Below are 18,749 nucleotides of genomic sequence, written 5' to 3'. Positions count from 1 at the left end.
GGGCGATCGACGCGAGGAGGGGGCACCGTGCGTGCGACGCCGATCCGGGCCGCGTCCTGGCCGGCCGCGCTGGCGGTCCGTGCGGTCTTCGAGCGCGAGGCGCGGCGGACGGCCGCGGCGATGCTGCCGTTCGCTCCGGAGGGGATCCAGCGGGTCGCCGAGCCGATCCCGGCGCGTCCGGACGCTCCGGCCACGACGGCCGACGTCCTCCGCTCCGCGGGAGCCGGCTCGCGCCCGACCGTCGTCTGGATCCACGGCGGCGGCTGGGTCTCCGGCCACCGGCGCGACGTGGACCCCTACCTTCGCCTGCTCGCCGAAGCCGGCTACACCGTCGTCTCGCTCGACTACAGCCGCGGGCCCGAAGCGGTGCACCCGACCGCGCCGCGACAGCTCCTCGCCGCACTCGAGCACCTGCGCCGCAGCGCCGGCCGCCTCGGGATCGCCCGCGACCGCCTCGTCCTGGCCGGCGACTCCGCGGGCGCGCAGCTCGCGAGCCAGCTCGCCACCGCGATCACGAACCCCTCCTACGCGCGCGCGGCCGGGCTCACGACGACCCTGCCCGTCGACGCCGTGCGGGCGGTGATCCTGCACTGCGGAGTCTTCGACCTCGCCGCCCTCGCCCGCGCCACCGGTCTCGCCGGCCGCGGGCTGCGCGCCGCCCTCTGGGCGTACACCGGCCGGCGGGCCTGGTGGACCTCCGACGCCGCCCGGTGGATGTCGACGATCGAGCACGTGACGCCGCGGTTCCCGCCGACGTTCCTCAGCGGCGGCAACGCCGACCCGCTCACCGCGCAGCAGTCGCGCCCGTTCGCGGCGCAGCTGCGCTCGCTCGGCGTCCCGGTCACGGCGCTGCTCTGGGGCGACGGGCACGAGAGCGAGCTCGGCCACGAGTACCAGTTCCACCTCGAGCTGCCGGAGGCGCGCGAGGCGCTGGAGCGGACCCTCGCGTTCCTGGCGCAGCAGACGGCGCGATGAGGCCCGCCTCCCTCCCGACCCTGGCAGTCCCCTGGGCAGCGGGGACTCCACCGTGACGTTCGCCGTGCACGCTCCGTCCTACCTCTGAACCGCCCGATCGACCGACCGGGCACCGAGACGAAAGAGGAGATCATGGCCGAGAGCACCGCGAACACCACGACGACGAACGGGACCGGACGCACGGTCATCGACGACGGCGTCATCGCGAAGGTGGCCGGCATCGCGGCCCGCGAGGTGCCCGGCGTGCACGCCCTCGGCAACGGCGCCGCCCGCGCCCTCGGCGCCATCCGCGGCGCGCTCGGCAACGACGACCGCGCCCAGGGCGTCAAGGTCGAGGTCGGCGAGCGCCAGGTCGCCGCCGACGTCACGATCGTCGCCGAGTACCCGGCCGCGCTCCAGGACGTGGCGGAGGGCGTGCGCTCCGCCGTCGGCCGTGCGATCCGCGAGATCGTCGGCATGGACGTCGCCGAGATCAACGTCACCGTGCAGGACGTCCACATCCCCGAGGACGACGCCCCCGAGGCCGAGCCGCGCGTCGCCTGATCACCCCGCACCACCCCTGACGCCCCGCGGTCGATCCGGCCGCGGGGCGTCTCGGTACGTCCGGCCCCGAAGCCGGCAGCGCCCCCTCACCCGCCCCACCCGCCCCCGACCGCGTCCCCCGCGCGGCACCGAACCCCTGGAGATGCGCATGGAGAACAACTGCGCCCGACCCCTCGACGTCGACGACGCCGTCGCGCTCATCGGAGTCCTCACCACCCTCGAGGTGCTCACCTCCGCCGGCCGCCTCGGCACCCCCGAGCTCGACTCCCTCCGGCACAGCCTCGCGCAGGGCGGCGCGGTCCTGCCCGGCGCCGACGACGTCGAGATCGCCGCCGCCCTCGCGGCCCTGAACGCGCGACTTCGCGACAGCATCTCCTAGCCGCCGACATCGGCTCTCCGCAAGAGCGTGTTTGTGACAGGCTTGTCAATGCGCGCCACTGCGCGACGATGAAGGAGCAGCCATGAGCGTCGGTCACTACGTGCTCTCGACCACCGGGCCGTTCGCGGACGAGACCGAGATCCTCGGCGTCTACTCCACCGAGTCCTGGGCACGCGAAGCGGCCGCCAGCTGGCTCGACGCCCTCGACCTCGAGGCCTTCCCGCAGTGCGTGATCGAGAACTGGAACGGGTCGCACCTGCTCCACCGCGAGGTCCTCGGCGGCCTCGGCCTCGACGACGACGGCTCGGCCGCCGGCACCGTCGAGGGCTGACCCTCAGCGTCCGCTGCTCGCCGCCCAGTGCGACGGGCGCTCGAAGTCCGGCGGCAGCGCCGTCCGCGCGTCGCCGCGAGTGCTGCTGACCTGCGCCTGCGTGAGGTAGATCGCCGTCGAGAGATCGGCCCCCGCCACGTCCGCGTCCCGCAGATCGGCGCCGAGGACGTCGCAGCCGCGGAGATCCGCGCCCCGGAGGTCTGCGGCGATCAGCAGGGAGCCGCGCAGGTCGGCACCCCGCAGATCGGCGCCCGCGAGGGCGGCCGCCACGAGGTCGGCACCGGGCTGCAGGCGCAGCCGGCCGTGCCGCCGCCGCCGTGGGCCGTCGTTCCGCGCGGCCGCGCTCGCCGCGATCAGCAGCGGACGGGCGGCGCCGTACTCCGCGTCGACGTCGGCCGCGAGGATCGCGTCGGCGTCGGCGAGCGTCAGGGCGTGCACCGCCTCGAAGCGGACGCGCACCGCGTCCCGCAGGGCGGCGTCGACCCCGCGCAGGCCGAGGGCCACGTCGAGGTACCAGAGCAGCTCGTGCAGGCGGCGCATCAGCGGGAAGACCGCGAACATCCGCGCGCGCACCTCCGCGTCGCTGCGCCAGGAGACGCCGCCGAACGTCTGCATCGACACCTTCTGGCCCGCGCCGAAGCAGTCGAAGACGGTGCAGCCGGCGAAGCCCTCGGGGCGCAGCCGCCGGTGAATCGTGCAGGCGTCCTCGGTGTCGAGGTTCGTGCACGGCTCACCGGCCGGCTTGTCGACCGGGAAGTCGGCGGAGCGGGTGAACGCGAGGGCGACGCAGCAGAGGCCGAAGCAGTTGGCGCAGTCGGCGCCGAGATCCTCCCTGCGGCCGAGCTCGACGCGGGTGCGGGTGCCGGTCACGATCGCCGGCCCCTCAGTGCGACAGGGCGAGCACGCCGACGACGGCGGCTCCCAGTCCGACGAGGCCGAGCAGGCCGATGATGCTCTGCCCGACACCGAGGCCGGCCCGGACGACCGCGATCAGGGCGATGCCGGCGAGGGTCGCGACGTAGACGCCGACGCCGATCCGCAGCGCGACCACGTCGTCGATCCAGCCGAGGGCCGAGGCGATGAGCACCAGGACGGGGAGCGACGCGGAGGCGAGCGCGCCGCCGGCGATCCGGAACATGACCCGAGCCTCCGCCGCGGTCGGGGTCGCGGCGTGGGCGACCTGGTGGGCGATGACGTCGGCGACGAAGCCGGCGGCTGAGATGCCGACGATCGCGATGACGAGGCTGCGCAGGGCGTGCGCGGAGTCGGCCTGCTCGTCGACGGCGTAGATCATCACGACGGCGAGCCCGGTGAAGGCGGCGTAGACCCGCTCCTTCAGCGCCTTGGCGACGACGTCGAGGGACCCGCCCTCCGCCGCCGCGCGCCGACCGGACGGCCCTCCCCCGCGCACGGCGCTCAGTACGACGCGGTGTCGACGCGGGCGGCGGAGGCGTCGCCCGCCTGGCGCGCGGTCAGGTCGCCGAGGATCGTCGCCGAGCCGCTGGTGCCGAAGCGGGTGACGCCGAGCTCGCGGAAGGCGAGGAGCGTGTCGAGGTCGCGGACGCCTCCCGAGGCCTTGACCTGGACGGCGTCGGAGACGGCGCCGCGCATCAGGCGCAGGTCGTGCTCGTTCGCGCCGCCGCCGCCGAAGCCGGTCGCGGTCTTGACGAAGTCGGCGCCCGCACGCTCGGCGGCCTCGCTGCCGGCGACGATCTGCTCGTCGTCGAGGTAGCTGGTCTCGAGGATGACCTTGACGACGTGGCCCTCGGCGGCGCCGACGACCGCGCGGACGTCGGCCTCGACGTCGTCGAGCAGTCCACTGCGCAGGCGGCCGATGTTGACGACCATGTCGAGCTCGACGGCGCCGTCGGCGAGGGCCTGCGTCGACTCCGCGACCTTCGCCGCGGTGGAGGTCGTGCCGTGCGGGAAGCCGATGACCGTCCCGACGAGGACGCCGGAGCCCTCGAGCCGGCGGACGGCGTGCGCGATGTCGGAGGGGCGCACGCAGACGCTGAAGACGCCGGCCGCGCGGGCCTCGTCGAGCTGCGCGTCGACCTCGGTGCGGGTCAGCTCGGGCTTGAGGATCGCGTGGTCGATGAGCGCCGCGATCTCGGCGACGGTCGGAAGGCTGCTTGTCATGCCCGCCATTTTACGCGGCGCCACGCGGCCGGATCTCGATACGCCCGCTGCGCGGGCTACTCGATCAGCATGCAACGGATCCCGGTCGCAGTGCGGCTCCGCCCATGCTGGTCGAGTAGCCCCGCCAGGGGCGTATCGAGACCCACCGTCACCGAGAGGTCTGCAAACCCCATGCCCGGTCACGGTGGATCTCGATGCGCCCGCTCCGCGGCCTCCTCGATCATCATGCAGGGGGCCCGCCGGCGTGTGCGGGGCGTCGCCATCCGTCACGAACGCCTGCCTGAGAGCGGAGGAAGGAGCCGTTCGCGACGGATCACTGTCCGGAACAAGCGGCGCCAGCGGAACGCGCGAGCGAATCGGAGAATCGCGTGCCGAGCGATTCTCCGCAGCGGACGCAGGACGCTCTGCGGAACCCCGCCACTTCGAGAAGCCGACTGCGGGAGGGGCGGCAGGGACGCCCCGACCCGGGAACGCCGAAAGGCCCCGCGATCTCGAGATCGTGGGGCCTTTCGGCGTTCACGCAGAAATGCGGGCGCCGCTTACCAGCTCGACTTGGTGATGCCGGGCAGCTCGCCGCGGTGGGCCATGTCACGGAAGCGGACACGCGAGATGCCGAACTTCGAGAGGTTGCCGCGGGGGCGGCCGTCGACGGCGTCGCGCGAGCGGACGCGGACGGGCGAGGCGTTGCGGGGGAGCTTCTGGAGGCCCGTGCGGGCGGCCTCGCGGGACTCGTCGGTCCCAGCGGGGTCGACGAGGGCCTTCTTCAGCTCGAGGCGCTTGGCGGCGTAGCGGTCGACGACCACCTTGCGCTGCTCATTGCGGGCGATCTTGCTCTTCTTGGCCATACTTAGCGCTCCTCGCGGAAGTCGACGTGCTTGCGCACTACGGGGTCGTACTTCTTGAGCACGAGACGGTCGGGGTCGTTGCGGCGGTTCTTCTTGGTCACGTAGGTGTAACCGGTTCCGGCCGTCGAGCGGAGCTTGATGATCGGACGGACGTCCTGCTGCTTGGCCATTAGATCTTCACCCCACGAGCGAGAACATCCTTCACGACGGACTCGATGCCACGGGCGTCGATGACCTTGATGCCCTTGGCCGACAGCGTCAGCGTGACGTTACGGCGCAGGGACGGGACGTAGTACGTCTTCTTCTGCACGTTCGGGTCGAAGCGGCGCTTGGTGCGCCGGTGCGAGTGCGAGATGGCGTGTCCGAAGCCGGGAACGGCTCCGGTCACCTGGCAGACTGCTGCCATGGTTTCCTCCATGTGTGGGTACCGTGGGCCACGCGCGGCACGAGGCCTCGCCCGACCCACCCAAGGTCACTTGTCGGCGCACCGCCCGCCTGTCGAGGAGGACCGGGGTCCCGCCCGGAGGGCAGCGCGCAAGAGCGTGCAGATGCACGCAACCCGAGTAGCTTAGGCGACACGCGCGCACCCTGCAAGACTCGCCGATGCTACGGTCGCTCCGGTGCACCGGGGGGTCCGGGTCGCCGCGGGGGGAATCATGGACGGCTCGAGGCCGGATGCACTGCGGCGCCGTGCGCTGCTGCTGGGGATCGCCTCCGCCGCCGCCGGCCTGGCCGGGTGCACGAGCGCCGCGCGGCTCACGCCGACCGCGACGCCGGTGGCCGCGACCACGACTCCCACTCCCACCCCCGCTCCCCCGCCGCGCCCCGTGCCGACCGCGACGGCGACGCCTGTGCCGATCCGCGCCCGCTTCCCGCTCCCGGAGGGCACGATCACCGAGCTGCCCGGCGACGGGAACCTGATGGCGTGGACGGTCGACGACGGAGCCGACACCGACGTCGTCGCCGCCTACGCGCAGTTCGCGAAGGACACCGGCACCCGGCTCACCTTCTTCCTCAACGGGAAGTACGACTCGTGGACCGTGAACGCGCCGGCACTCGCGCCGCTCGTCGCGAGCGGGCAGGTACAGCTCGCGAACCACACCTGGTCCCACGCCGACCTGACCTCGCTCTCGGACAACGGGATCCAGGAGGAGCTCGGCCGCAACGGCGACTTCATCCGCGCCACCTACGGGGTGGAGGCGGCACCGTTCTACCGCCCGCCGTTCGGCTACACCGACGCGCGCAGCCGGGCGGCCGCGGCGGCCGTCGGCTACACGGCGACGACGCTCTGGTACGGCTCACTCTCGGACTCGGGGCGGATCACGCCGGAGCAGCTGCTCGGCTTCGCGGACGAGTGGTTCCGGCCGCAGCGCATCGTGATCGGGCACGCGAACTTCGACCCGGTCACGACGGTCTACGCCCAGCTGGTCGACCTCCTCCGCGCCCGCTCCCTCGAGACGGTCACCCTCCGCGACGTCTTCGCCGCCTGACCCCTGTGCCCGTCGGCTCCGCGAGGTGCCACTTGTGCATGCCTTTCACGGCGTGTCGGGTGCACAAGTGGCATCTCGCGGCGGGGATCAGACGCGCAGGGTCATGCGGGCGGCGGTGGTGATCGCCGCCGCTACGGCGTCGAGACTCGGGGTGTGCAGGGACCACTGCTGCCAGTAGAGGGGGACGTCGACGGGGGCGCCGCCGAGGGGGACGAGGCCCGGCGCGCCGACGGGGGCCTGCAGCTCGGGGAGCATGCCCCAGCCGAGGCCCAGGCGCACGGCCTGCTCGAAGTCGGCCGAGCCGGGCACGCGGTGCTGCGGCGGGCGCGCCTCCACCCCGGCTGCAGCGAGGAACCGGGCCTGCAGGCGGTCCTTCTCGTCGAAGACGACGACGGGGGCGACGGCGAGCGCTGCCGCGTCCGGCCCCTCCGGGAACCAGCGCGCGGCGAAGGCGGGGGCGGCCATCGCCCGGTAGCGCATCACGCCGAGCGGGGCGACGGTGCAGCCGAGCACCGCCTCCGCCTCGGCCGTCACCGCGGCGAGGACGGTGCCGTCGCGCAGGAACGCGGTGGTGTGCTCCTGGTCCTCGCGGTGCAGCTCGACGACGACCTCGGGGACGGTCGCGAGCGCGGGCAGGACCCAGGTCGCGAGCGAGTCCGCATTGACGGCCATCGGCACGGTCACCGGTCCACGGCCCTCGCGCGCACCGCCGTCGAGCGCGCGGACGGCGTCCTCGGTGAGCAGCTCGATCTGGCGGGCCAGCCGGAGCAGGCCGGCACCCGCCTCGGTGGCGACGACGGGACGCGAGCGGACCAGCAGCACCCGCCCGGCCGCCGACTCGAGCGCTTTGATGCGCTGGCTGAGCGCGGAGGGCGTGACGTGCAGCTCGCGCGCGGCGGCGTCGAAGGAGCCGAAGCGCACCGCGGCGGCGAGGGCGCGGAGGCGGGCGAGGTCGAGGTCGTTGGTCAGCATCGGAGGTCCCATCAGTCGCGCTTACGGTACTGAAGGAGCGTGAGCTGGTCTACAGGCGCGGTCGCCCCTAGCGTCGGAGTCGTGTCCCCCCTCCTCGCCGCCGTGTCCGGCCTCGGCTTCGGCCTCTCGCTCATCATCGCCATCGGCGCCCAGAACGCGTTCGTCCTGCGGCAGGGCCTCCGCCGCGAGCACGTGCTCGCCGTCGTCGCGATCTGCGCCCTGGCGGATGCGGCGCTGATCATCCTCGGCATCGCCGGGATCGGCGCGGTGCTCGAGTCGGCTCCGTGGCTGCTGGTGGTCATCCGCTGGGGCGGGATCGCCTTCCTCCTCGCCTACGCGGTGCTCGCCGCGCGGCGCGCACTGCGCCCCGGGACACTGGAGGGCGACCCGGCCGGCGCCTCCACGTCGCTGCGGACGGCGATCGGCACCTGCCTCGCCCTGACGCTACTCAACCCGCACGTGTACCTCGACACGGTGGTGCTGCTCGGCTCCGTCGCGAACACGCACGGCGACGAGCGCTGGTGGTTCGGCGCGGGGGCGGCGCTGGGCAGCGTGCTGTGGTTCACGGCGCTGGGCTTCGGGGCGCGGGCGCTGCGCCCGCTGTTCCGCAGCCGGACGGCCTGGCGGGTGCTCGACGGCGCGGTCGCGGTCGTGATGGTCGTGCTGGCGGTGTCGCTCGCGCTGTCGTCCTGAGCGGGGTCGTCCTGAGCGGAGGCGCGCCGGTCAGCCCGCGTGGACCATCGAGCGGGCGGCGAGCAGCCAGACGGCTCCGGTGGCGAGGATCGCGAGCGACCCGGCGATCGAGGCCACGATCGAGATCCCGATCAGCAGCCCCTGCGAGGGCGTCGCCGTGACCAGCAGCGGGACGGTCGTCGCGAATCCTCCGGCGGCGTTCACGGCCACGGCGACCGCGGCGATCCCCACCACCCGCCGCGGGACGGTGCGCGAGCGCCCGAGCGCGACGAGCCCCACCACTCCGGCGGCCGCGGTGAGCACGGCCAGGGTGAGCACGAGCGTCGAAGCGGCGATCATCTCGGGCGTGGCTGTCGAGCCCGTCGTGCTCGGCGAGGACCAGGACACGATCGGCCGCAGCACGATCAGGACCGCGAAGACGATCAGCGCCGTCGCTCCGGTCGGGCCGACGAGCCCGCCCTTCGAGTCGGCGCCGCGCGCGAGGACCGAGGCGGCGGCCGCGAGCAGCCCCGCCCCGAGGAGGACGACGGCGCGCGCCGCGAGCAGGGAGCCGGAGCCGGTCGGGGCGAACAGGAATACGACGTCCAGCAGTCCGGCGGCCGCGACGAAGAGGCCGGCGAGGCGCAGGGTTGCCGCGCGCCGGGCCGCGGACGGCGCACCGGTAACCGGAGTCGTCATCGGGGTCCCCTCTCCCGTGCTGGACCCTCCACGCTAGCGCGCTCGACTCCTCGCTCATTGTTCTACTAATATTGCGAACATGTTGCTGCGCGTCGACCACTCCTCGCCGCGCTCGCTGGCCGACCAGCTCGAGGCGCAGGTCCGCGCTGCCGTGGCGGCGGGCGAGCTCTCGGCGGGCGACCGCCTGCCCCCGGCGCGCGAGCTGGCCGACTCCCTCGGCATCAACATGCACACCGTGCTGCGCGCGTACGCCGCGCTCCGCGACGACGGGATCCTGCAGATGCGACGGGGCCGCGGTGCCTGGATCGCGGAGTCGGCCGGCCCCGGCCTCGTGCGCGTCACCGCCCTCGTCGAGCAGCTCGCCGCCGAGGCCCGCCGCAGCGGCATCAGCCGCGCCGACGTCATCCGCCTTCTCGAGAGGACCGCACCGTGACCACCACCGGCACCACCACCGACCGCAGCCCGCGCACGCTCGTCGCCGCCGCGTCGCTCCTGCTCCCCGCCGCGGCGATCCTCGTCTCGCGGGCCGTCCTCGGCGAGCGGCTCCCGCCGGTGCTCGCCTCGCACTGGTCGAGCACCGGCGCCGCGGACGAGTCGCAGCCCGTCGCGGCCCTCCTCCGGCTGGCACTGCTGCTGGCGGGCGTCCCCGCCGTCGCCGGACTCGTCGCCGCGGCGTTCGGCCGCGCCCCGCGCCTCCTGCTCGGCGGACTCGGCCTCGTCGCCGGTCTCGGTGCCGGCGCCTGGGCGACCTCGGTCGGCACGACGCTCGCCGCGGGGTCGGCGGAGGGGGCCGTGCTCGGCGCCTGGCTTCTCGCTCTGCTCGGCGGCGGGGTGTTCGCGGTGGTGCCGGCGCTGATCGCGCCGCCCACCCGGCACACGCCGCGGGTCGCCGTCGACCGACTGCCGCTCGGCGCCGAGGAGACCGGCGCCTGGTCGCACACCGTCACCGGCCGGGTGTTCGCCGTAACGGGCACGGTGCTGCTGCTCATCGCGGCGGCCGCCGTCCCGGGGCTGCTCGCCACGGGCGACACGGGACCGGCGATCGCGATGGCGATCGTGCTCGGAGCGAGCGCGGTCGTGATGCTCGGCTTCACCCGCCTGCGCGTCACGGCCGACCGTCGGGGGCTGCGCGTGGTGTCGCGGGCGCTCGGCATCCCGCTGCGGCGGATCCCGCTGGCGTCGATGGCCTCGGTGACCACCGCGGCGCTTCGCCCGTCGGAGTGGGGCGGCTGGGGCTACCGGATGTCCCCGGGCCGCTCGGCCCTCATCCTCCGCGCCGGCCCGGGGCTCGTCGTGACGACCACCCACGGCAGCGAGTTCGCGATCAGCCTGAGCGATCCGGAGACCCCGGCCGCCCTCCTCGAGACGCTGCGCCGACGCGCCGAGGACCGACGCGCGTAGGGTGCGAGCGCGGCCGGTGGTCGCCGCCGGAGTCTTCACGAGGGAGTGGGCATGGACGAGCTGCGCAGCAAGACGGTGACCTGGCACGATCCGATGGCCGGCGCGGCCGCGGCGATGCGGATGAGCGGGCTGGACTACCTGCGGGCGATGCAGGACGGGACGATCCCGCCGCCGCCGATCATCACGCTGATGAACATGGAGCTCGGCGCGGTCGACGAGGGCCGGGTGGAGTTCCGCTGCTCGCCGGACGAATCGCACTACAACCCGATCGGGCGGGTGCACGGCGGCTTCGTCTGCACGGTGCTCGACTCGGCGGCGGGCTGCGCGGTGCAGTCGACGCTGCCGATCGGCGTCGGCTACACCTCGCTCGACCTCACCGTCAGCTACCTCCGCGGACTGCACCAGGACAGCGGCGAGCTGCTCGCCGTCGGCACGGTCGTCAAGCCGGGCCGCCGCGTGGCGTTCGCGGAGGCGAGGGTGACCGACGCGCAGGGGCGCCTGGTCGCGACGGCCACGTCGACGCTGCTGGTGTTCCCGCTGGGTGAGGGCGCGTGACCTCGAGGCGCCGTCAGTCCTCGGATGCGCGCTCGCACAGACGCTGGACCGCGGCCTCGAGCGCGGGCAGTTCCGTGGTCACCGTCGCCGCAAGAATGGCGTGCGTGGTGTCGAAGTAGCGGTGCGCGAGTCGGTCGCGCATCCCGGCGACATCTCGCCACGGCACCTCCGGTTCCGTCTCGAGAAGACTCTGCGGAAGATCTTTGACGGCCTCGCCGATCTCGACGAGGCGCATCCTCACGGCATCGAACACCAGACCGTCATCGAGTCCACCGCGGTCGAGGTGCGCTCGGATCGCCGCGGCAGCGGCAGCGATGTCAGCCAGACGATGGCGCGGCTCTCTGCTCACAGCGGCGTCAGGTCCGGCTCGATGGCGCGGCGCACGTGATCCTTGAGCCCCTGCTCGGGGACGAGGTCGACGGGAGCGCCGAGGACGTCACCGAGCTCGCGCTCGAGGCCTGCCAGACCGAGGACGCCGAGACCGGCTGGGATCGTCACGAGGAGATCGAGGTCACTGTCCGGGCGGTCGTCTCCGCGTGCCGCGGATCCGAAGATCCGTGCATCGGCGATGCCGCGACGGCGCAGTGCCCGGCGGAGCTCGGCACGGTGATGCAGGACCCGCCGCCCGACAGGCCCCGAGAGCGCCGCGGCCGGTGCGGCGCTCCGCTCAAGCGAGAGGTCGAGGGTGAAGCCTGCAGCGGAGAGGAGACGGCGCAGCGTCGGGAGGGTCGGCTCTCGCGCGCCTCTCTCGTAGGCGCTGATCATGCTCTGGGCGACTCCGGCTCGCTCCGCCATCTCGCTCTGGTGCAGTCCGGCCCGCGATCGCGCTTCGATCAGCAGGTCTCCGGTCTTCGTGTGCATGCGCGCAGCATATCAACGATCGTATATATGCGCGAGCGCCGGTCGCATCGAGTAGTGGCACGAACGGGGATCGCCCGCAAGTGGCAACGCGGGTTCCCGTGCTGTGGTCGCATGGAGGCCGGACGCAGCCGCTCGGGCGCCTCCCCCGATGCGACAGGACCTCCATGCCCACGACCGCGAGCCGGCCGACGATCTTCGCCCTGCACGGGCTCGGCCTCAGCGGCCGCCTCTTCGATCCGCTCGCCCGCGAGCTCGCCGACGCGGCGGAGGTGGTGGCGATCGATCTGCCCGGCTACGGCGACGCGCGCGACGCCGAGGACGTCTCGCTCGAGGCGATGACGACCGCCGTGATCCGCACGATCCGCGAGCTCGGCGCCTCGCGCTGGCTGCTCGTCGGGCACAGCATGGGCGGCAAGGTCGCCTCGCTGGTGGCCGCGCGCACGCTGTCGGGCCGCTCCGGACTCTTCGGGCTCGCGGGCGTCGTGCTGCTGGCCGGCTCGCCGCTCTCGCCCGAGCCGATGCCCGAGGAGAAGCGGAGCGAGATGCTCGGCTGGGTCGCCGACGGCCCCCTCGACGAGGAGCACGCGCGCACCTTCCTCGAGCAGAACATCGGCGGCGCCCTCCCCGCCGCCGAGGACCGGCAGGCGCTCGCCGATCTGCTCCGCTCCTCCCCCGCCGCCTGGCGCGACTGGCTGGAGACCGGCAGCCGCGAGGACCGCACGGACGTCGCCGAGCTGCTCTCCGCCCTGCCCGCGCTGCTGATCGCGGGCGGCGAGGACGGCGACCTCGGCGCCGACGGCCAGCGCGCGACCAACGCCCGCAGCTACCCGCGCGCCCGCCTCCTCGAGCTGCCCGGCGCCGGACACCTGCTGCCGATCGAGCGGCCGGTCGAGGTCGCCGCGGCGATCCGCGCCTTCTGGACCGACGAGGCCGGCACCGGACCGGCCGTGCCCGCCGACGTCGCGGAGACGATCCGCTCCAGCCGCACCACCTCCCGGATCCGCGCGCTCTTCGCCGAGCGCCTGCTCGCGGACGACCCGGCGTACGCGCCGAAGGCGATCACTCCCGCCCAGCTGACGACGCTGCGCGCCGTCGCGGACCGGGTGGTTCCGCAGGACAGCGGCGACAGCGCCGCCCCCGGCCGGATCGACCTCGCCGCCCGCGTCGACGCCCAGCTCGCGGCCGGCCGCGGCGACGGCTGGCGCAACGCCGACCTGCCGAGCGACCCCGAGGCCTACCGCCTCGGCCTCGACGCGCTCGCGGGAGTCGACGGCCTCTCCCCCGAGGAGCAGGACGCGCGGCTCGAGGCGCTCGGCACCGAGCCGCTCGGCGCGTTCAGCGCGGAGCAGGCGAAGGCCTGGTTCGAGGACTGCCGCAACGACCTGGTCCGGCAGTGGCTCGCGCACCCCGCGAGCCTCGCGCGCATCGGCTTCGACGGCTACGCCACCGGCGGCGACGTCCTCCCCCTCCTGGGCTTCACCGCCCTCGGCGCCGACGCACACGACACCTGGGAACCTGCGACCCTGCAGCCGAGCACGAGGAACCCGCGATGAACACCACCGGCATGCGCCGCTACTCTCCCGACGAGGTCGTCGACGCCGTCGTGATCGGCACCGGCGCCGGGGGCGCCCCGATCCTGGCGACCCTCGCCGCGCGCGGTCTCCGGGTCGTCGCGCTGGAGGCCGGACCGTTCTTCGATCCGCTGACCTTCACCGCGGACGAGACCGAGGCGACCGAGATCAACTGGATGGAGGAGCGCCTCAGCGGCGGCAGCACGCCCACCGCCTTCGGCCCGAACAACAGCGGCCGCGGCGTCGGCGGCTCCACCCTGCACTGGGGCGCCTTCACCCCGCGCCCCGACTCGCGCGACCTGCTGCTGCGGACCGAGTCGGGCCTCGGCCGCGACTGGCCCGTCACGCACGCCGAGCTCGTGCCCTACCTGGAGCGCGCAGAGGCGACCATCGGCGTCTCCGGGCCGGCCGACTACCCGTGGGACCCCTCGCGCCGCTACCTGCAGGCGCCGGTGGACCGCAACGCCTCGGCCGAGATGATGCTGCGCGGCTGCGCGGCCCTCGGGATCCGCGCCACCGACGCCCCGGCCGCCGTCCTCAGCACCGGCCGCGACCAGGAGGCGCACGGCGAGCGCGCCTCCTGCCGCAACTGCGGGCAGTGCCACCAGGGCTGCCGCACCGGCGCCAAGGGGAGCATGGACACCTCCTACCTGCCGCTCGCGGTGCGCGACGGCGCGGAGATCCGCGCGGAGTCCTTCGTGCACGGGATCGAGCTCGATGCGGCCGGGAAGGTCAGCGCCGTCCTCTACACCGCGGACGGGGTCGAGCACCGGCAGCGCTGCTCCGCCCTCTTCCTCTGCGCGGGCGGCGTGGAGACGCCGCGGCTGCTCCTGCACACCGGCGTCGCGAACAGCAGCGGGCTGGTCGGCCGCAACTTCCTCGCGCACGGCGCCACCCAGGTCTGGGGCACCTTCGACGAGGAGATGCGCGGCTACCGCGGCTACCCCTCCTCCGTGATCACCGAGGACACCGTGCGCCCGGCCGACGCGGACTTCGCCGGCGGGTACCTGATCCAGAGCCTCGGCACGATGCCGCTCACCCAGGCGACCTCGTTCGTCCGCGGCGCCGGACTGTGGGGGCCGTCGCTGATGCAGGCCCTCGACGACTACCGCTTCATGGCGGGCGTCGGCATCAACGCGGAGTGCCTGCCCTCGGACGACAACCGGCTCGTGCTGACCGACGAGCTCGACGAGCACGGGGTGCCGAAGGCGCGGATCACCTTCTCGCCGGGCTCGAACGAGGAGGCGATCGACCAGCACGCGATCCGGACGATGACCGCGATCGTCGAGGCGGCGGGCGCACGCAGCACCCGGGTGATCGCCCGCACGGCGCACACGCTCGGCACCTGCCGGATGGGCACCGACCCGGGCGACGCGGTCGTCGACGGCGACGGGCGCAGCTTCGACGTGCCGAACCTCTTCGTCTGCGACAACTCGGTCTTCCCGAGCGCGGTGATCGCGAACCCGGCGCTGCTGACGGTCGCGCTCGCGCTCCGCACGGCGGACCGCTTCCTCGCGGCGTAGGGGCGTCCTTTCCTCCCGCGAGATGCCACTTGTGCACGCTTTCGTCGGCGTGTCGCGTACTCAAGTGGCATCTCGCGGACGGGATCAGGGGACTTAACACATCGGAAACGCCTCAGAAACCGCACAGCATCTGAGCGGGGTTGAGTGGGAGGACACCCTCACCGATGGAGCCCGCATGCCCCTGTCCCGGCCGTCCACCCGCACCGCCCGCCGCGCCCTCGCCCTCGGCGCGGCGCTCGCCGCCACCCTCTCGCTCGTCGCCTGCTCCGGAGCGAGCGACGCCGCCTCCGGAGACGGCGGCGACACGGTCACCGTCACCGTCGGCACCCTCCGCGGCCAGCCGCACTTCTACCAGCCGTTCCTCTACGAGCAGTTCGCCGAGGAGGGCGTCGAGTTCGAGGTGATCACCCTCGACACCACGCCCGCGCTCAGCGACGCGCTGGTCGCCGGGACGATCGACTTCGCGATCTCGGGCGTCACCCCGACGATCGCCTCGATCGCGCAGGACCGGGACCTGAAGATCGTCGCGTCCGCCGCGGACGGCGGCTCGGGCTTCCTCGGCGGCGAGGGCATCTCCTCCGTCGAGGACCTGGCCGGCAAGAAGGTCGGCTACATCCAGGGCAGCGCCCAGGAGGTCGCGCTGCGCTACTACCTCGACCAGGCGGAGCTCACCGACGACGACCTCGAGCTGATCACGATCCCGGTGCCCGAGATGGCGTCCGCGTTCACCAGCGGCTCGATCGACGCGTTCTTCGGCGTGGAGATCGGCGTCTCGATCGCGGAGGCGGCCGGCGGCACCGAGATCGCCGACCCGTACGCGACGCCGATCGGCCGGGTGAACATCGGCCTGGTCACCACCGGCGCGATGATCGAGGAGCAGCCGGAGGTCGTGCAGAAGGTCGTCGACACCCACGCCGCGACGACCGCCTACATGGCCGACAGCGTGGACGAGTGGCTGCCGGACATGATCGCCGAGTTCGGCGGCGACCAGGAGGTGCTCGAGTCGGCGCTGGAGAACTTCTGGCTCCGCTCCGACCTCAGCGAGGAGTACCAGGGCCAGCTCGGCGCGCTCGCGACGCAGATGCAGGAGCTCGGCTTCATCGACGAGGCGCCCGCGATCGAGGACGTCGTCGACACCTCGTTCGCGCCGGCGGCCTGAGCGGTCGGCCGATGACCACCACGATGCGCCCCGCCGAGGCGGCGACCGCCACCGAGCGGCTGTCGACCGTCCGGCGCCGGCGCCGCCCCGGGCGCAGCGGCTGGACGACCTTCCTGCTGGGCCTGCCCGTCCCGATCCTCTTCCTGCTGCTCTGGCAGTTCGGGCGGGCGGGCGAGTGGGAGCTGCCGTTCGGCATCCGGATGGCGTTCCTGCCCTACCCGGGCGACGTGCTGGTCTCGCTGATCGACTACGCCGTCGCGGGCTTGCGGGACGACGCCTTCAGCGGGCTGCTCTGGACCGACCTGGCGGCGAGCGCCGGCCGCGTCTTCGGCGGCTTCGCGCTCGCGACGGTGCTCGCGGTGCCGCTCGGGGTGCTGATGGGCCGGTACTACGCGGTGAACTCGCTGTTCGATCCGTTCATCAACCTGTTCCGGCCGGTGCCGGCGACGGCCTGGGTGCCGCTGGTCGCGCTGCTGATCGGCTACGGCGACCAGGCGTCGATCTTCCTGATCACGCTGTCGGCGTTCTTCCCGATCGTGCTCGGCACGATCAGCGGGGCGCGCCAGGTGCCGCCGCGGCTGATCGAGGCGGCGCGGATGCTGGGCACCTCGCGAGCGGGCGTGCTCGTCCGGGTGGTGCTGCCGGCCTCCGCCGCCGCCATCGTGAACGGCATGCGCATCGGCCTCGGCCTCGCCTGGGTCGTGCTGGTGCTCAGCGAGACGACGGGCGTGAGCACGGGTCTCGGCTCGACGATCTTCCTCGCGCGCGACGTGGTGCGCACCGACCTGATCGTGGTCGGGATGATCTGCATCGCGATCGCGGGATTCGCCTCCGACCGGCTGCTCCTGCTCCTGTTCCGCGTGCTCTTCGGCCGCCGGCCGCTCGTCAAGTGAGGACTCGATGACGCTCTCCGCCCCCGCCTCTGCTCCCGCCCGCACCGCGGACGTCCACGTGCTCGATCTGGCGAAGCGCTACGACACCGCCGGCGGCGGCGTGCTCGCCATGGCCGACGTCTCGCTCGACGTCCGCTCGGGCGAGTTCGTCGCCGTGGTCGGCGCGAGCGGCTGCGGCAAGTCGACGCTGCTGCGCATCCTCGCCGGGTTCGAGGAGGCGACCCAGGGTGTCGTCGAGGTCGGCGGCCGGGCCGTCTCGGCGCCGGGCCCGGACCGCGGCGTCGTGTTCCAGGACTACGGGCTGTTCCCGTGGCTGAGCGTGCGCGAGAACGTCGCGTACGGTCCGCGGCGGAAGAAGCTGGCGAAGGCCGCGGCCGCGGAGGTGACCGACCGCTTCATCGAGGCGGTCGGGCTGACCCGCTTCGCCGACCGCTTCCCGGGCGAGCTGTCCGGCGGCATGCAGCAGCGGGTCGCGATCGCGCGGGTGCTGGCGAACGAGCCGTCGGTGCTGCTGATGGACGAGCCGTTCGGCGCGCTCGACGCGCTCACCCGCTCCGATCTGCAGGTGGAGCTCAAGCGGATCCACCGCGAGACGGGCACGACCGTGCTGTTCGTGACGCACTCGATCGAGGAGGCGGTCTACCTCGCCGACCGCGTCGTGGTGATGACCGGCGGCGCCTCGCACGGCGTGCCCGGGCACATCAGCGAGATCGTGACGGTCGACCTGCCCGGCGAGCGCGACGTGACGTCCCCGGCCTTCAACGCCTGCAAGCGCCGCATCTCGGCACTGGTGCACGCGCCGGCCTGACGCTGTCCCGCGAGATGCCACTTGTGCACGCATTCCTCGGCGTGTCGCGTGCACAAGTGGCATCTCGCGGAGGGGGACGGGGGAGGCTTCGAGGACCGTCTGAAGGAGGAGTCGTCGTGACCAGCACTGATCGCGCAGGCCGGATCGCCAGAAGCGCCCTCGCCGGGGTGCTGCTCATCAATGCGGTGCCGCACGGTGTCGCGGCGCTGCAGGGGCGGCGGTTCCCCTCGCCGTTCGCCACGCCGCCGGGACGCGGGCTGTCGTCGCCGCTCGTGAACGCGGGCTGGAGTGCGGCGAATCTCGTCGCCGGGCTGGCCGCCCTGCCGCCCCGCAGGTCGAGGCGCGCCGTGATCGTCGGCGCGGGCGCCATGGGCGTCCTCCTCGCCGCCTACTTCGGGAGCCTCGACCTCGACTGACGTCCTCGCTCCCCCGCGAGATGCCACTTGTGCACGCTTTCGTCGGCGTGTCGCGAGCACAAGTGGCATCTCGCGGCACCGCGCAAGGGGCTCCTCCGCCAGGACCGTTCCCGCAGAAGGGGGGTCCACGGATCGCTGAGAACGGGCGCACGGATGTGACCGCTCCTGTCACGCTAGGAGCCGGCCCGTTCATGTCGTCCCGAAGGGAAGCGATGCCCGTTCTCCAGCTGGTGCTCTACCTGGTCGACGATCCCGAGCAGAGGGCGCACGCCTGCACGTTCCACGGTGATCGCCACAAGCTCGCCCACGACCTGGAGACGCGGCAGTTCCTGCCGGTCGCGCGCGGGCCCGAGCAGTACAGCGTGGTCGCGGTGAACCGCATCCAGCGCGTCGAGTTCGAGCGTGTCGACGCCGACGCGCAGGCGCTCCCGGACACCGTCGCCTGCTAGCCCGAGCGCCGGAGAGCGGATCGTTACCCGGTCACCGACCCCCGCGCGGGAGGATGGGCGGTGGGGGG

General features: G+C 73.5%; 26 protein-coding genes. 16 read left to right on the top strand and 10 right to left on the bottom strand.

The genetic code is table 11. The features are described from left to right. Nucleotides 1-27: 27 nt before the first annotated feature. From MT355_RS16305 to MT355_RS16290, 4 genes are all read left to right on the top strand, one after another. Nucleotides 28-975 carry an alpha/beta hydrolase gene (locus MT355_RS16305; RefSeq protein WP_123701600.1) on the top strand — a complete coding sequence of 316 codons (948 nt, stop codon included), beginning with the start codon at nt 28-30 and terminating at the stop codon, nt 973-975. A 132-nt stretch (nt 976-1,107) separates the two neighbouring features. Next, on the top strand, nt 1,108-1,518 hold the full coding sequence (locus MT355_RS16300; protein ID WP_123734818.1) for an Asp23/Gls24 family envelope stress response protein: 411 nt from the start codon (nt 1,108-1,110) through the stop codon (nt 1,516-1,518). A gap of 148 nt (nt 1,519-1,666) precedes the next feature. Next, on the top strand, nt 1,667-1,897 hold the full coding sequence (locus MT355_RS16295; protein WP_123701598.1) for a hypothetical protein: 231 nt from the start codon (nt 1,667-1,669) through the stop codon (nt 1,895-1,897). 82 nt (nt 1,898-1,979) lie between these two features. Beyond that, nucleotides 1,980-2,228, top strand: a complete 249-nt coding sequence (locus MT355_RS16290; RefSeq protein ID WP_123444778.1) for a hypothetical protein — start codon at nt 1,980-1,982, stop codon at nt 2,226-2,228. Nucleotides 2,229-2,231: 3 nt separating this feature from the next. Here MT355_RS16290 and MT355_RS16285 read toward each other — a convergent pair whose 3' ends face one another. The 6 genes from MT355_RS16285 to rpmB all read right to left on the bottom strand — a co-directional run bounded on the left by MT355_RS16285 (nt 2,232) and on the right by rpmB (nt 5,618). After that, on the bottom strand, nt 2,232-3,098 hold the full coding sequence (locus MT355_RS16285) for a pentapeptide repeat-containing protein (RefSeq protein WP_243600377.1): 867 nt from the start codon (nt 3,096-3,098) through the stop codon (nt 2,232-2,234). Between the two features lie 13 nt (nt 3,099-3,111). Beyond that, the gene (locus MT355_RS16280; protein ID WP_243600376.1) at nt 3,112-3,639 is read right to left on the bottom strand and encodes a hypothetical protein; all 528 of its coding nucleotides are present in this window, start codon (nt 3,637-3,639) and stop codon (nt 3,112-3,114) included. A 5-nt stretch (nt 3,640-3,644) separates the two neighbouring features. Further along, nucleotides 3,645-4,367, bottom strand: coding sequence for a deoxyribose-phosphate aldolase (deoC, locus tag MT355_RS16275; protein ID WP_243600375.1), 723 nt, complete (start codon nt 4,365-4,367; stop codon nt 3,645-3,647). A gap of 539 nt (nt 4,368-4,906) precedes the next feature. Next, nucleotides 4,907-5,212 (bottom strand): 30S ribosomal protein S14, encoded by a 306-nt coding sequence (gene rpsN / locus MT355_RS16270; protein WP_123444774.1) that lies wholly within the window; start codon nt 5,210-5,212, stop codon nt 4,907-4,909. 2 nt (nt 5,213-5,214) lie between these two features. Next, nucleotides 5,215-5,382, bottom strand: a complete 168-nt coding sequence (gene rpmG / locus MT355_RS16265; protein WP_027692168.1) for a 50S ribosomal protein L33 — start codon at nt 5,380-5,382, stop codon at nt 5,215-5,217. Beyond that, on the bottom strand, nt 5,382-5,618 hold the full coding sequence (rpmB, locus tag MT355_RS16260) for a 50S ribosomal protein L28 (RefSeq protein WP_056038148.1): 237 nt from the start codon (nt 5,616-5,618) through the stop codon (nt 5,382-5,384). Before rpmB ends, rpmG begins: the two co-directional genes overlap by 1 nt. Nucleotides 5,619-5,868: 250 nt before the next feature. Between rpmB and MT355_RS16255 the strand changes: the two genes are divergently transcribed. Beyond that, complete coding sequence (locus MT355_RS16255) at nt 5,869-6,702, top strand: polysaccharide deacetylase family protein (RefSeq protein WP_243600374.1); 834 nt, start codon at nt 5,869-5,871, stop codon at nt 6,700-6,702. Between the two features lie 87 nt (nt 6,703-6,789). On the opposite strand, the gene MT355_RS16250 is transcribed toward MT355_RS16255, so the two are convergent. Then, the gene (locus MT355_RS16250) at nt 6,790-7,686 is read right to left on the bottom strand and encodes an ArgP/LysG family DNA-binding transcriptional regulator (protein WP_243600373.1); all 897 of its coding nucleotides are present in this window, start codon (nt 7,684-7,686) and stop codon (nt 6,790-6,792) included. Nucleotides 7,687-7,755: 69 nt separating this feature from the next. Here MT355_RS16250 and MT355_RS16245 point away from each other — a divergent pair, with 69 nt between their 5' ends. After that, entirely contained in the window at nt 7,756-8,367 is a 612-nt protein-coding gene (locus MT355_RS16245) for a LysE/ArgO family amino acid transporter (RefSeq protein ID WP_208323005.1), read from the top strand. 30 nt (nt 8,368-8,397) lie between these two features. Here MT355_RS16245 and MT355_RS16240 read toward each other — a convergent pair whose 3' ends face one another. Next, nucleotides 8,398-9,045 carry a hypothetical protein gene (locus MT355_RS16240; protein ID WP_243600372.1) on the bottom strand — a complete coding sequence of 216 codons (648 nt, stop codon included), beginning with the start codon at nt 9,043-9,045 and terminating at the stop codon, nt 8,398-8,400. A gap of 79 nt (nt 9,046-9,124) precedes the next feature. On the opposite strand from MT355_RS16240, the gene MT355_RS16235 reads away from it, so the two are divergent. Genes MT355_RS16235 through MT355_RS16225 form a run of 3 tightly spaced genes read left to right on the top strand, consistent with a single transcriptional unit; the run spans nt 9,125 to nt 11,001 of the window. Beyond that, nucleotides 9,125-9,478, top strand: a complete 354-nt coding sequence (locus MT355_RS16235) for a GntR family transcriptional regulator (protein ID WP_123444769.1) — start codon at nt 9,125-9,127, stop codon at nt 9,476-9,478. After that, nucleotides 9,475-10,446, top strand: coding sequence for a hypothetical protein (locus MT355_RS16230; protein WP_243600371.1), 972 nt, complete (start codon nt 9,475-9,477; stop codon nt 10,444-10,446). Before MT355_RS16235 ends, MT355_RS16230 begins: the two co-directional genes overlap by 4 nt. Before the next feature lie 51 nt (nt 10,447-10,497). Beyond that, nucleotides 10,498-11,001 carry a PaaI family thioesterase gene (locus MT355_RS16225; RefSeq protein WP_243600370.1) on the top strand — a complete coding sequence of 168 codons (504 nt, stop codon included), beginning with the start codon at nt 10,498-10,500 and terminating at the stop codon, nt 10,999-11,001. A 13-nt stretch (nt 11,002-11,014) separates the two neighbouring features. Here the strand turns inward: MT355_RS16225 and MT355_RS16220 are convergent, their stop codons facing one another. Both MT355_RS16220 and MT355_RS16215 read right to left on the bottom strand, forming a co-directional pair. Then, nucleotides 11,015-11,350 carry a HepT-like ribonuclease domain-containing protein gene (locus MT355_RS16220; RefSeq protein WP_243600369.1) on the bottom strand — a complete coding sequence of 112 codons (336 nt, stop codon included), beginning with the start codon at nt 11,348-11,350 and terminating at the stop codon, nt 11,015-11,017. After that, nucleotides 11,347-11,862, bottom strand: coding sequence for an XRE family transcriptional regulator (locus MT355_RS16215; protein WP_243600368.1), 516 nt, complete (start codon nt 11,860-11,862; stop codon nt 11,347-11,349). Before MT355_RS16215 ends, MT355_RS16220 begins: the two co-directional genes overlap by 4 nt. A gap of 164 nt (nt 11,863-12,026) precedes the next feature. Between MT355_RS16215 and MT355_RS16210 the strand changes: the two genes are divergently transcribed. The 7 genes from MT355_RS16210 (at nt 12,027) to MT355_RS16180 (ending at nt 18,681) form a co-directional block, all read left to right on the top strand. Beyond that, entirely contained in the window at nt 12,027-13,415 is a 1,389-nt protein-coding gene (locus tag MT355_RS16210; RefSeq protein WP_243600367.1) for an alpha/beta hydrolase, read from the top strand. Further along, nucleotides 13,412-14,956 carry a GMC family oxidoreductase gene (locus MT355_RS16205; RefSeq protein ID WP_243600366.1) on the top strand — a complete coding sequence of 515 codons (1,545 nt, stop codon included), beginning with the start codon at nt 13,412-13,414 and terminating at the stop codon, nt 14,954-14,956. Before MT355_RS16210 ends, MT355_RS16205 begins: the two co-directional genes overlap by 4 nt. A gap of 175 nt (nt 14,957-15,131) precedes the next feature. After that, nucleotides 15,132-16,115: an ABC transporter substrate-binding protein gene (locus MT355_RS16200; protein ID WP_243600365.1), complete on the top strand. Its 984-nt coding sequence runs from the start codon at nt 15,132-15,134 to the stop codon at nt 16,113-16,115. Between the two features lie 11 nt (nt 16,116-16,126). Beyond that, nucleotides 16,127-17,008, top strand: coding sequence for an ABC transporter permease (locus MT355_RS16195; RefSeq protein ID WP_243600364.1), 882 nt, complete (start codon nt 16,127-16,129; stop codon nt 17,006-17,008). A gap of 7 nt (nt 17,009-17,015) precedes the next feature. After that, nucleotides 17,016-17,816, top strand: coding sequence for an ABC transporter ATP-binding protein (locus MT355_RS16190; RefSeq protein WP_243600363.1), 801 nt, complete (start codon nt 17,016-17,018; stop codon nt 17,814-17,816). Between the two features lie 116 nt (nt 17,817-17,932). Then, entirely contained in the window at nt 17,933-18,232 is a 300-nt protein-coding gene (locus tag MT355_RS16185; protein ID WP_243600362.1) for a hypothetical protein, read from the top strand. 212 nt (nt 18,233-18,444) lie between these two features. Beyond that, on the top strand, nt 18,445-18,681 hold the full coding sequence (locus tag MT355_RS16180) for a hypothetical protein (protein WP_243600361.1): 237 nt from the start codon (nt 18,445-18,447) through the stop codon (nt 18,679-18,681). The last annotated feature ends 68 nt before the right edge of the window (nt 18,682-18,749 follow it).

The sequence above is a fragment of the Rathayibacter sp. VKM Ac-2929 genome (assembly GCF_022815495.1).
Classification (GTDB): domain Bacteria; phylum Actinomycetota; class Actinomycetes; order Actinomycetales; family Microbacteriaceae; genus Rathayibacter; species Rathayibacter festucae.
Note: the sequence above shows the minus strand (reverse complement) of the source record. Positions and strands in the feature narration are given on the sequence as shown.